The sequence below is a fragment of the Corynebacterium tuscaniense genome, assembly GCF_008693065.1.
GTDB classification, from domain to species: domain Bacteria; phylum Actinomycetota; class Actinomycetes; order Mycobacteriales; family Mycobacteriaceae; genus Corynebacterium; species Corynebacterium tuscaniense.
In genome coordinates this window covers 39,887-52,720 of the sequence record NZ_VXKH01000007.1, presented here as the reverse complement: position 1 = coordinate 52,720, position 12,834 = coordinate 39,887, and the positions used below count along the sequence as shown (strand labels likewise).

The 12,834-nt window shown below is 59.6% G+C and carries 8 protein-coding genes and 1 CRISPR repeat array; all 8 genes read left to right on the top strand.

Going from position 1 to position 12,834, the window contains the following annotated elements; translation table 11 throughout:
- The first annotated feature begins 85 nt into the window (after positions 1–85).
- The 8 genes from F4V54_RS03265 to casB all read left to right on the top strand — a co-directional run bounded on the left by F4V54_RS03265 (position 86) and on the right by casB (position 12,824).
- A complete protein-coding gene (locus F4V54_RS03265; protein WP_150386222.1) occupies positions 86–865 on the top strand; it encodes an anchored repeat-type ABC transporter ATP-binding subunit in 780 nt (259 codons plus the stop codon).
- A complete protein-coding gene (locus tag F4V54_RS03260) occupies positions 858–1,763 on the top strand; it encodes an anchored repeat-type ABC transporter permease subunit (protein ID WP_249041219.1) in 906 nt (301 codons plus the stop codon). Before F4V54_RS03265 ends, F4V54_RS03260 begins: the two co-directional genes overlap by 8 nt.
- Entirely contained in the window at positions 1,744–4,074 is a 2,331-nt protein-coding gene (locus F4V54_RS03255) for a choice-of-anchor M domain-containing protein (protein ID WP_150386221.1), read from the top strand. Before F4V54_RS03260 ends, F4V54_RS03255 begins: the two co-directional genes overlap by 20 nt.
- Before the next feature lie 260 nt (positions 4,075–4,334).
- Positions 4,335–4,859, top strand: coding sequence for a 50S ribosomal protein L10 (gene rplJ, locus F4V54_RS03250; RefSeq protein WP_034665525.1), 525 nt, complete (start codon positions 4,335–4,337; stop codon positions 4,857–4,859).
- 64 nt (positions 4,860–4,923) lie between these two features.
- Complete coding sequence (gene rplL, locus F4V54_RS03245; RefSeq protein WP_150386220.1) at positions 4,924–5,313, top strand: 50S ribosomal protein L7/L12; 390 nt, start codon at positions 4,924–4,926, stop codon at positions 5,311–5,313.
- 144 nt (positions 5,314–5,457) lie between these two features.
- Positions 5,458–7,317: a CRISPR direct-repeat array (repeat unit 28 nt; unit sequence GGCTCATCCCCGCTCACGCGGGGAGCAC).
- A gap of 317 nt (positions 7,318–7,634) precedes the next feature.
- Entirely contained in the window at positions 7,635–10,427 is a 2,793-nt protein-coding gene (gene cas3, locus F4V54_RS03240) for a CRISPR-associated helicase Cas3' (protein ID WP_428840481.1), read from the top strand.
- A 49-nt stretch (positions 10,428–10,476) separates the two neighbouring features.
- The gene (gene casA, locus F4V54_RS03235; RefSeq protein WP_249041217.1) at positions 10,477–12,180 is read left to right on the top strand and encodes a type I-E CRISPR-associated protein Cse1/CasA; all 1,704 of its coding nucleotides are present in this window, start codon (positions 10,477–10,479) and stop codon (positions 12,178–12,180) included.
- The gene (casB, locus tag F4V54_RS03230; protein WP_150386218.1) at positions 12,177–12,824 is read left to right on the top strand and encodes a type I-E CRISPR-associated protein Cse2/CasB; all 648 of its coding nucleotides are present in this window, start codon (positions 12,177–12,179) and stop codon (positions 12,822–12,824) included. Before casA ends, casB begins: the two co-directional genes overlap by 4 nt.
- Positions 12,825–12,834 lie beyond the last annotated feature (10 nt).

Below are 12,834 nucleotides of genomic sequence, written 5' to 3'. Positions count from 1 at the left end.
TCGTGGGACTCGCGGGCGCGGCGTTGATGCGGCGCGCGCGGGCCACGCGGGACGAGGCTCTCACTGAGATGGGCGGGGATGCCTGATGCGCCATTACTTGGAAGAAGCCGTGTTGGTTGCGGAGGGGCTGCGTGTCAATTACGGCCCCGCGAGTGTGTTCGCGGATGTGAGCGTGACGGTGGGCGCCGGGGAGTTTGTTGGGTTGCTTGGGCCGAATGGTGCGGGCAAGACGACGTTCCTGCGCGCGTTGTTGGGTCTGGTCAAGGCCGATTCTGGTGAGGTTGAGGTGTCCGGGCAGCGCGGTAAGGGGGTGCGGGATGCTGTCGGCTATGTGCCGCAACGTCATGCGGTGGCGTGGGATTTTCCCATTGACATTTACGCGATGGTGCTCAGCGGCCGCCTGAGTTTGCGCCCATGGTGGCGCCCCGCCAGTCGCGCGGACCACATCGCCACAGCGCGCGCTATCAAACAGGTCGGCCTTTGGGACCTGCGCGAACGCCCAGTGGGAAGGCTCTCCGGCGGTCAGCGTCAGCGTGTCCTCGTCGCTCGTGCGCTTGCGCGTGAGCCGAAGCTTTTGCTTCTCGACGAACCCTTTACCGGCCTTGACATCCCCACCACCGAACAACTTTTGTATCTCTTCCGCGAGCTGGTGGACAGCGGTGTGGCTGTGGTGATGTCCACGCACAACGTCGCTGAGGCGGTGTATTCCTGTGACCGTCTGATCTTGTTTAACCACGGCATTGTTGCTGATGGCAGCCCGGAGGACCTCGCTGACCCGCAGCCATGGTCGGAAACTTTTTGTGTGGCCCCGAATTCACGGTGGCTGGCTGGAATTCATGCTGTTCAAGGAGGCGTTCGTGCCTGAGATTAGTTTTGTGCAGTTCCTGGTTGATTTGACCAACCCTCAACTGAGTTTCCTGCCGCGCGCCCTTATTGTGGCGGTGATCGCGGCGGTGGTCTGTGCGGTGGTGGGCTGCTACGTGGTACTTCGTGGGATGGCCTTCATCGGTGATGCTGTGGCGCATGCTGTGTTCCCCGGTATTGCTGTGGCCTTTGCGTTGCAGGTGTCTGTGCTGCTTGGCGGTGCTGTTGCCGGCATGACGGTGGCGGTGTTGATCGCGGTGTTCTCACAGCGGGAACGGGTGAAGGAAGACACCGTGATCGGTATTTTCTACGCCGCCGCGTTCGCCGTGGGGCTCGTGGTGATCTCCCGCGTTGAGGGCTATACCGCCTCGCTCACATCTTTCCTTTTCGGTTCGCTGACTGGTGTGTCTGAGCAGGATATGTGGGTTTCGGCGGCCGCCGGCATTCTCATTGTGGGGCTCATGCTGGGCTTGCGTCCGTGGTTTACTGCGGTGAGTCTGGACCGGGAGACCGCGCGTTCCATGAACCTTCCCGTTTTTGTTCTGGACCTGCTGCTGTACTTGGCGGTGACCACGGCGGTGGTGATTTCCGTGCGCACGATCGGCAACATCCTCGTGGTTGCCCTCTTGGTTACCCCGGCTGCCACAGCCCGGATGTTTACTGACAAGCTCGGCGTGATGATGTTGCTTGCCGCTGGCACCGGTGTTGCCGGCTCCGTCCTCGGAGTGTGGCTGTCCTGGGCCTATGACACCCCCACCGGCGCCACCGTAGTGCTCTGTCTCACCGCATTCTTTGTAGTCAGCTGGCTCTTTTCGCCCCAGCAGGGGCTGGCCACCGAACGTTTTCGCCGCCGTACACGGCACGACTTAAGGAAGAACCTTGCTCACTCACTCAACTGATACTTCTGCTCTGCGTCGCGGTTCAGCTGCCGTGGCTGCCACATTCGTGGTTGCTGGCAGCGCCTTAAGTGGTGCCCTCATTGGGGCTGGCACTGCTGCTGCGGACCCTGCCGTATCGAGTGCCCACCGCCCCGGCGATGCAGGCTTTGGTGTGAACCTGCCCGCGGACGCCACCATGACAACCACGGAGGGCAGGCAGGTGACCCATCCCTGCGCGGGCCGCAAGCTGTTGTACCACTCTCACGTTGATGCGTTGTACGGCACCCGCGACGCCCAGGGCGCATTGTCCGTGATGGCGGTGGATGGCCAATCCGTGGTGCCCATGGATGATGTGTGTTTCCGTCTCGCGCCCGACGCGGATGCGGACGGTAATGAGGTGAGCCGCATCACCGTCCCCGACTCCGATGCCTTGTCCTTCCTGGGGGCACCGGGTGATGTGGTGTGGACCGCCCCGCAGTCCGTCAGCTTCTTCGACCAGTGGCGCCCGATCTGGGCGGGCCTTGGCGCCTTCGACCCGAACCACGAGTTGGATGGGCGGATCCCCACCAATTTCGTCGACGACCTCATGTATTTCGACCTCAAAGAATTCTCCGGACCGGGCGACATGAATGTCTTCTTCGCTGGCGCGGGCGGTGCCGGGGATGTGGAGCACGCCTTCAGCAGCGCCGATGAGACCAAGCACAGCATTGACTACGAAGTGGGTGCGCATGGCCATTTCACCTGGACCTTCACCAAGCCCGGTATTTACGCCACCACGTGGCAAGGTCGTGCCGAGCTTATCGACGGCACCCAGGAACTCACCACCCCCGTCACCATGTACTGGCTCGTGGGCACGGATGAACAGGCGGGCTTGCCGAAAGGGACGACGACGGAGCTTCGCCCCATCACTAACCCGCTAGCCCCAGTCGATACACCAGCACCAACGCCGCCACCCGGGCCATCACCGGGACCCAGCCAGCCGCCCGCGCCGTCGAACCCGCCCAGCGAACCCAGCAGGCCTGCGCCCCGCTTGCCCAACGCTGCAGAGAAGTGCCAGGCAGCCAAGGCTCTAGCGGGTAAACCAGACACCATCATTACCCACGGGCACCTCGATATCGCTCTGGCCGGCGGCGGCGATAAGCCGATCACGTTTGAGCTTCTCGACGGCTCTGACCCGGCCAACACCATCTCCCGCCCGAGCGGCACATTCGCCTTGACCGTCCCGGATGCGGCGAAGGTGACACCACCGGCAAAGATCCGGGAGTCCTTGCCGGGCCAGCCGGAAACCCTGTGGTCCCTGCCGCAGTCGCAGAAACCCAACGTGCCGTGGCCAGGCTTTTCCACAGACCACCTCGCCCCCGGCACCCTCGCGCCGGGCAGTACCGTGACTGTGTCCATCAGTGATTACACCGGCCCCGGCCGGATGCTGGCGTGGCATGAATCCCTCGGTGGTCTCAAAATCGCTTTTGATTCCCACGACCGCAGTCACGTGATGCAGTACCCGGCCCGCGCACATGACCACATGGCCTTCGGCTTTAATCGGCCGGGCTATTACACGGTGCGGTTCAACGTCAGTGGGGAAACCGCGGCAGGGGAGAACATCGATCACTCCATCGACGTACCATTCCTCGTGGGGGATAAAACCATTGCCACTGCTCAGGCGCACCAGGCTGCCGGCTATACAGACCTGGGCAATGTGGATGAGCTCTGCGCCGGACTCCCATCTGCCCCATCAGTTGCCAGCCCGTGGACACCACAGGGCATCGGCCAGATAGGCACCGCCGTGCAGCAACTTGGCAAAGCCCTTGACGGCACCCTGAAAGCCGCAGCCCCAAAACGGACCAACACCAACAGCACCACCAAAGGCAACATCACCAAGCCAGCTACCAAACCCGCGCCGGGCCATCCGGGAGGCACTGCACCCCAAAACCAAGCAGGTGCACCAGCTCCCGCTCACGTCGCTGCACCAGCTGGCGTTGCGCAACCCGCGGCGGTAGGTGGTGGTGTTGCCCAACCGGCGCCAGTCGGTAACGCTGAGGACATCACCGATGCAATGGAGGACGCACCGGAAGATGTAGTGGAGGATGCTCCGCCGGTTGAAGTCGGGGAGGAAGGGGCGCCGATTAGATCGTCGATAAGCGGAATGGGCGTGCCCGATGAGGACACTGATCGCGTGGATAGCCTCGGCGGGCTCGCGTCACTCACGGCGGGCGGATTCTGGTCCGGGCTCGCGCTAGGCGTGGGGGTGATGGCGCTGATTGGCGGGATCGTGCTGTTTAACGCGGCGCGGCGCCTGATCAAGGATTTGGAAAAAGCCAAGGGGAAGCGCTAGGGTACTCAACCGAAGTTTGAACGGGTACTACCCGAGCTCAAGTTTCACCGAAGACCGTCGGTCATCTGTCCTCGAGGCAGATCGAAGGATCCCACCCAGGGATCGGCCCACGCAGGAGAAACGTGGCACCTTTCGCGCAACATGCGCACTGCCTCGTGCTTCTGCACGGGGCTTTTTGTCGCTTCGCTCCAAAACGGATGCAAAGTGTCTGAAAGCTCCGGGCGGACAAGACATGAAGTAATGGGAAGGAGGCGTGTGTTATGGCAAACCCGAAGAATGTTGCGGAGCTCAAGGCTCTCAAGGAGAAGTTTGAGTCATCTTCCGCTGTGTTCCTCACCGAGTACCGTGGTCTGACCGTTGGTCAGCTGCAGCAGCTGCGCGGTGATCTGGGCTTTGATGTTGAACTGCACGTCGCCAAGAACACCCTCGTGAAGATCGCTGCTAACGAGCAGGGCATCGAGGGTCTCGATGATCTTCTCACCGGCCCAACCGCCGTTGCCTTCATCCAGGGCGACGCATCGGTTGACGCTGCGAAGGTGATGAAGAAGTTCGCCAAGGAGAACGACAAGTTCATCCTCAAGGGCGGCTACATGGACGGTAACCCTCTCGACGCAGCCCAGCTGGACGCTGTCGCAGAGATGGACAACCGCGAGACCACTCTGGCCAAGCTTGCCGGCGCATTCCAGGGTTCTTTGGCAAAGGCTGCAGGCCTGTTCCAGGCTCCGGCCTCCAAGACGGCACGACTCGTTGCCGCACTGCAGGACAAGCAGGGCGACGCCGCTTAAGGCAAGCCCACCACAAACACACTTACAAGTCGGCCACACGGCCGCATAAAGAAAGGAAGCCACAATGGCTAAGCTGTCTAAGGACGAGCTCATTGAGCAGTTCAAGGAAATGACCCTCATCGAGCTCTCCGAGTTCCTGAAGGAATTCGAAGAGGTCTTCGACGTTACCGCTGCCGCTCCGGTTGCAGTTGCTGCTGCCCCGGGTGCTGCTGGCGGCGATGCTCCGGCTGCTGAGGAGAAAGACGAGTTTGACGTCGTTCTCGAGGACGCTGGCGACAAGAAGATCGGCGTGATCAAGGCTGTCCGCGAGATCGTCTCCGGCCTGGGCCTGAAGGACGCCAAGGAGATGGTTGAGGGCGCACCGAAGGCCATCCTCGAGGGCGCAAACAAGGACGACGCTGAGGCTGCAAAGGCCAAGCTGGAAGAGGCTGGCGCAAAGGTCTCCCTCAAGTAAGCGCGTCTTCGCATCATGCCCCTGCCGATTGGCAGGGGCATTTTTGCGTTTCGACGTTTCACTCCAAACACCCCCACAGCCCACTACATAGTTGCCACGAGCCACCGCATATTCTGGTGCAACCCAACCTAAACGTAGCCCCAAGCTCAATCCCCGCTCACGCGGGGAACACACGATTTTGCTTGACCGACCTGCACAGGCAGGGCTCATCCCCGCTTGCGCGGGGAACACGACATGTCCTTTCGGGTTGATGCCGGGGGCCGGGGCTCATCCCCGCTTACGCGGGGAACACGGCCGCCCCCTTCGCTTTTCCGAGTACATCCGGGGCTCATCCCCGCTTACGCGGGGAACACGAGTACGTCGAGCGTCTCCGCCAGGCGCTGGTGGGCTCATCCCCGCTTACGCGGGGAACACGTGATGCGCTGATGGAGCAATTACAGGGTGAGCGGCTCATCCCCGCTTACGCGGGGAACACTTTGAAAGCGGTGTGGGGGGCTTCCCTCCGTGGGGGCGCATCCCCGCTTGCGCGGGGAACACTCCTCCACTTGGGTTCCTGTTGCCTCACTGTGGGGGCGCATCCCCGCTTACGCGGGGAGCACCGACACAATCAGAGAATCTTCGATATGCGGTACGGCTCATCCCCGCTCACGCGGGGAGCACTCCATCGTGGTGAGCTTCTGATTACCAGCAACCGGCTCATCCCCGCTCACGCGGGGAGCACTGTCAGTGATGTACATGGCGTGATGCTTTCTCGGGCTCATCCCCGCTCACGCGGGGAGCACCGTCGCGGGTGAACGGGTCGGCTTTAGCGCCTGGGCTCATCCCCGCTCACGCGGGGAGCACAAGATCCGGTTTAGGCAGGATGATCGCGGCGTGGGCTCATCCCCGCTCACGCGGGGAGCACCACGCTCATGGTTGTACCGCGACCTCATTCCCGGGCTCATCCCCGCTCACGCGGGGAGCACAGCCTCTTCCAAAAACTCTAACCCCGAACCCCCGGCTCATCCCCGCTCACGCGGGGAGCACTACTTTTTTTGAGCGGGAGATTGACCGTGGGGGGGCTCATCCCCGCTCACGCGGGGAGCACTACCCGCCCCACCCCGGCCCGCGCCTGGACCGCGGGCTCATCCCCGCTCACGCGGGGAGCACGAGGCCTAAGAATAATGATTCTTTGGACTGATGGGCTCATCCCCGCTCACGCGGGGAGCACTTGTGAAGTTCGCCAGGGCCTTCAACGTCAATGGGCTCATCCCCGCTCACGCGGGGAGCACCCCATCGGGGCAGCCCTTGTCTGTGCAAGTTGCGGCTCATCCCCGCTCACGCGGGGAGCACGTCCGCGACATCCACCACGAAATGACCCACAAAGGCTCATCCCCGCTCACGCGGGGAGCACGGGCGGCTGCCAGTCACGCTAAACGTATGCGAGGGCTCATCCCCGCTCACGCGGGGAGCACCCAGCAGCCGCACCCATATTCTCCAAAGCACCCGGCTCATCCCCGCTCACGCGGGGAGCACGCGGCGGATGCTGCCGGTAAAACCGAGGTTGCCGGCTCATCCCCGCTCACGCGGGGAGCACGCCCATGGTGACAAGAAGCGTGTCTACCGGCTGGGCTCATCCCCGCTCACGCGGGGAGCACTTCTTTAGTTGTCGCCGAGAACTTCGGCTGCGACGGCTCATCCCCGCTCACGCGGGGAGCACGTATGTCTGGGGTGGTGTCCAAGGTTGGTGGGGGGCTCATCCCCGCTCACGCGGGGAGCACCTTCCTTTCGGGGTGGTTTCTTCCTGACACCTAGGCTCATCCCCGCTCACGCGGGGAGCACGTGTCATTTGACGCTTCCTTTCGGGGTGGTTTCGGCTCATCCCCGCTCACGCGGGGAGCACGGCTGTCTGTGGTAGCGGAACAGCTCGCGGAGGGGCTCATCCCCGCTCACGCGGGGAGCACAAACAGCGGGCCACACACAAATATATGGACGGGGGCTCATCCCCGCTCACGCGGGGAGCACCCTCCCTGAACAGTGGGGGAGGGGCTGTCCACATTGGGAGAGGGACAACTTGAAGCCCAATCCGATGATACCCCGCTCACGCGGGGAGGGGAGCCAATCGCATAAGAACAATGGCTCATCCCCGTAATCGGGGATGAGCCAACGGTAGGTGAGTGGTGCCTATTTTTGCTAAATTAGGCCCGATCGCTATACCTAACTTGTTATTAAGAGATTATTAAGACCGGAATGGTGGAGGGATTATGCTATCTTCGTTGGTGAAGATGTTTATCGCATGGATCGTTAGCAAGGAGTAGATCATGGAGGGGCGACACGAAACTTTGCTCCTTGAACAATCTGTTCGAGGGCTTTTGGCTTCCCTAGATTTCAGTGAGCGATCACGGGCCTTGTGGGCGAAGTCGGGAGATGAGAGTGGGAGCCTTAGTCTTCCCCAGCACCTCATGGATGCTGCGCGGGTCGCTGCCGTGGTTTACGACATCTGGGTCGCGAAACCTTTGAAACGCAGGTTGTCAGAAGGGTTGGGTCTCACTGATGAGCAGGTGCGGAGCTTGTATGTGTGGCTGGCGGGAACCCACGACGTTGGAAAAGCCTGCCTCAAGTTCCAGACGCAGTTGGAGAAGATGGGAGGGTACGAGCATCTTGTTTCGGCGCTGGCGGACGTCGGCATCCCTCTCCGTATGAGTGGTTTGGAAAAGGGGCGAGACAAGATGCCACATGGCATTTGTTCGGGGGTTCTGATTGCGAACTGGCTCATGGATGAGGGCTTTGATTTTCCCACTGCGGAATGGCTGGCGTCCGTGGCTGATGCCCACCACGGTGTCCCGTCTTTGGATGGGGAGCGGGATCATATTGAGACGATTTTGAGTACCTACTCTCGCGAATGGCAAGAAATTCATACTGAATTGTTGGATTCTATGGCTGATGCGACGGGGGTTCGGCCGACGCTGGATGAATTGAAAGAGGGGGCAAGGCCGAACGCTTCGGTGATGCAGTTGTTTACGGGTCTCGTCGTTATCGCTGACTGGATTGCATCCAACGCCGATGCATTTCCCATGGTGGTCGATGGGAGCCAGGAAGCTCGCATTCGCGTCGGGATGCAATCGACCGATTTGACTGGTCCGTGGAGGGGGAAGGCGGTTGAGGGGGACGTCGATAAGCAATATCAAAGCTCTTTCGGCTGGCCAGAGTTTTATCGCGCGAGGAGCGTTCAATCGGCGATGGTCGAGGCCGCGAAGGAAATCACGGAGCCGGCATTGATCATTCTTGAGGCTGAAACTGGTGTAGGAAAGACGGAGGCTGCCCTGGCCACGGCGCACGTGATTGCGAATGCCACCGGCGCCCAGGGGATTTACTTCGCGGCGCCAACGATGGCTACGGCTAATGGTTTGCTCGAGCGGACTATCGCTTGGGCTGAAAACACCACTGAATCAGGTGCTGTTTCATCTCTCTACCTAGCTCATTCCAAAAATCAATTGGCGCAGCCTTATCAGGAGTTGCGATTCCGAGGGATTGGGGAGGATGGTCTGGCTGGTGAAAATGTGGTTGCCAGTTCGTGGATGAGTGGACGGCGCCGTGGTTTGCTTTCAAACGTGGTTGTAGGAACCGTTGACCAGGTGCTCATGATGGCCCTGCGGCAACGATATTCGATGCTGCGACACGTTGCGCTCGCTGGAAAAATCATCATTTTCGACGAGGTCCATGCGTATGACACCTATACCTCTGACTACCTTGAAACCACTCTTGAATGGCTGGCGGAGTACGGCGTGACAGTCATCATGATGTCTGCGACCTTGCCGCCCGAGCGCAGAAACGCACTGGTCAAGGCTTTCTCCGGTCGGGAAATCGCGGAGCCTTCGAATGCGTATCCGCTCATTACCGTGGTCTCCGAATCGGGGCAGCGAAACCTCGCGCCCGAACCTAGCCCCACGAACCTCGAAGCAACAATGGAGGTTATTGATGATTCGCTCGATGCTCTTCAGCAGCGCATTGGAGATGTGCTTGAGGATGGCGGCGTGGCCCTCATTATCTGCAACACCATTGCGCGCGCCCAAGAAACATACAGTGCCTTAAAGCGGTTTTATCCTGACGAAGTTGAGTTGCACCACGCGGGATTCATGGCCTGGGAGCGTTCAGAGAAGGAAGACCGCTTGCGTGGGGAGCTCGGCCCGGATGCCCACCGCGGCGCGGGGCGACCAGACCGAAAAATCGTGGTTGCCACTCAGGTAGCGGAGCAGAGTCTAGATATTGATGCCGATGTCCTGGTTACAGACATTGCCCCGATGGACCTGATTATTCAGCGTATTGGGCGCCTGCATCGGCATAATCGCCCGGTGGCTGACCGCCCCGAACGGGTACGGGAACCAAAAGTGTTTGTGCGAGGTATCGAGTCCCAGACCCCTTGCCCAGTTCTCAATTCGGGAGCTGAAGCCATCTACGGGGCGAAGGTTCTTCTTTCAACCATCCTTCATTTGCCCACGACGTTTAGACGTCCGGATGACGTAGCTGCGCTCGTGCGTCAGGTCTACGACGTTGAACAAGACATTCCCACGGAGTGGATGGAGGAATGGGAGAAAGCACTGGTTGCCGAGGAGGCGCGTGTACAGACGGCACATAGCCGATCGAAGAGCTTCCGTCTGAAATCACCACAGAGATGCACGAAACTAAGTGATCTGTTTGGTGATCTCCGGCAAGCCACCATCACCCTTGGGGATGATGAGGTGGGTGCGGCGCAAGTGCGCGACGCTGAGCCGGCAGTTGAGGTTATTCCCATCTTCGGTGATGCGGAGGAGTACGTGCCACTGGGCACCGACTGGTTGATCACTGGTGACCCCGAACTCAATTACCGCCAGGCATTCCACCTGGCGTCAAGTACCGTTCGGCTTCCAACGCGAATGACCCGGTACAACTCGGATTTTGAGGATGTAGTTGGGACGCTTGAACAACAAACACCTATGGCGTGGAACAAGCACTACCTGCTCAAAGGACAGTTAGCTCTTCCTCTAAACGCAGAAGGGGAAGCGGTCTTGGGGAGGTTCAAGGTGAGATACACCTCGGAACTCGGAATCGAAATTCTGAGCGATAAACCTGGGTCGGATGTCACGCACGATTCCTAATATCTGAGATGACAAGATCCGCTAACACAAGAAGGAAGGAGAAAATGGAGTGAGACAGCTGGACAATCATCCGTCGTTTAACTTGCTTGATCAGCCGTGGATCGTCTGCGTGACCTCTGCGGGCACCGAGAAGCTAAGTATTCGCCAAATTTTCGATGGCACGGCGACCCCCATCCAAGTCCTCGGGGATTCCCCGACTCAGGATTACGCAGTACTCCGTGTCTTGTTGGCAATCTTCTGGCGGGCTCACCGCGGCAGCCCGGAAGATTCACCAAGTTGGGAGCAGTGGTTCATTGCAAAACGGCAGGAGCTAATCGAACAGAACCGGGACGAGCGGGTATTGGAGTACTTGGACAAGTACCAGCACCGTTTTGATCTGTTCGATGGTGAGGTGCCGTTCATGCAAGTGGCTAGCCTCGATACAACCAAGTCAACGCGACAGTCAGTCTCCAGAATTTTGCCGGATGCTGAACATGACTTTTTCACGATGCGCACGCATGAGGGGCGTCAAGGCCTTGCTTTCGATGAAGCAGCGCGATGGCTAATTCACACCCAAGCGTATGACTACTCCGGGATCAAGTCCGGTGCGATTGGAGACCCTCGTGTTAAAGGCGGAAGGGGTTACCCCATCGGGACCGGTTGGGCGGGCATGACTGGTGGAACTGTCATCCGGGGGCGTTCGCTTCTGGAGACACTTCTGCTTAACACCACTCCGCAAGTCCTTGCTGATGAGGCGGTCGTCGACTTCCCCGTGTGGGAGCGCGAGGCTGACTCATCTGCGCAACGTAATGATCGGGCAGGCAAACTAGACAAACCCCCAGCCGTGCAGCCGCAGGGAGCTGCGGACTTGGCCACATGGCAGTCCAGAAGAATTCGGTTGTTTGCCGAAAGTGACCGGATTGTCGCGGTGTTGGTGAGCAATGGTGACCAGATCCCGGATGCCGGAAAGAACGTCTTCGGGGATCCAATGACGCCGTACCGTTTCAGTAAAAACCAGACCAAAAAAGGCCAGCTGGCTTTTTATCCCAAACCGTACGATGCACAGCGCACCATGTGGCGCTCACTCGATGCGCTGCTTGTGTCTGAATCTGATGCCGGTTTTACCGGTGGCGAGCATGCGCCCAAGCGGCCAGAAAATCTGGTGAATTTCTCCAGTATCGCGAGGTCTCAGAGGGCGCAGGAAATCGCGGATGTCAGCATCGTATCGATGGAGTACGGCCCGCAAAGCTCATCGGTTGGGACGGTAGTTACAGGGACTATTGGGTTGCCGCTTTCACTGCTGCAGGACGACAAAACTTCCCGAGTACATAGGCAGTACGTGCGCGACGCGGCTGATGTCACGCGCAATGCAGCTATTTCGTTGGGTTGGTTTGTTGGGCAGCTCGCTGTCGCCGCGGGTGGAGAGTACATCTTCGATGCGGACGCAGCGGATCGCTTGTACACCGTCTTGGAGCCACTCTTTATCAATTGGCTGCGCGACTTAGACCTCGAAAACATTGAGGAAGATGCAGTTGTGTGGCAGAAGCAGATCCGAAAAGAGCTCTTCCAAATTGCTGATGAAGCGGTTCGCGGAGCTGGACAGAAAGCTCTGATCGGTCGCGTTGTGGATAGCGGAGAAGACGGAGGTGGTCGCGTGATTAGCGCCGGTTCACTGTACCGCCATCTGCAATACCGAATCAGTCAGGATCTTCCCCTTCTACGAGAACACGAGAGAGAAGAAAGAGAACTGCGACAGAAAGGTAACCAGCCATGAGTAAACCACATCTCCGGTTCAGTGTGGCCAACACTGTGAACCGATTGCAGACGAACTACCTTGAGCACCAAGAATCAATCGCGGGCAGTGAAGCACGTCGCGTGCTCGCAGAATTGCGTAAGAGTGCAGCACGCGAATTCGGCACGGATCCGCTTGCTCTCCAACACGTCCTGAGCATCCTCACCCCAGCACTCAGTGACGGAGAACTCGGCTGTGGCGATGCACCTTCGCCTTCCGAGTCCGCGGCCTACTACGCACTCACGCTCTTTGCTGCGCACATGCAAAGCGCCACCACGCCTGCACATTCTGAAGAGCGCACCTTCGCAATGGCCTGCGGTCGGCTGCAAGCTATCAGCGAATCAGGCTCCCTCAAAGCTCGTTTTGACGCTATGCAGACGGCTCGTGAAGAAGCGTCGCGTCTGATTCATTTGCGCACGCTGGTCTCTCTCTTGAAAGGAGAAAAGCTCGCGTTCGATTATGGCGCGCTTGCGGCTGATCTCCGTAGTCTCCAAAATCCGGCACGTCGCGATGGCGTTCTCCTGCGTTGGGGGCGCGATTTTGCAGTCGGAATGCTCCGCCCATCCCAACAAGACTCACCACTCACGGAATCTGAATCTTCGGACCTCCCTGTTACTACCAATTAGAAAGGCAACA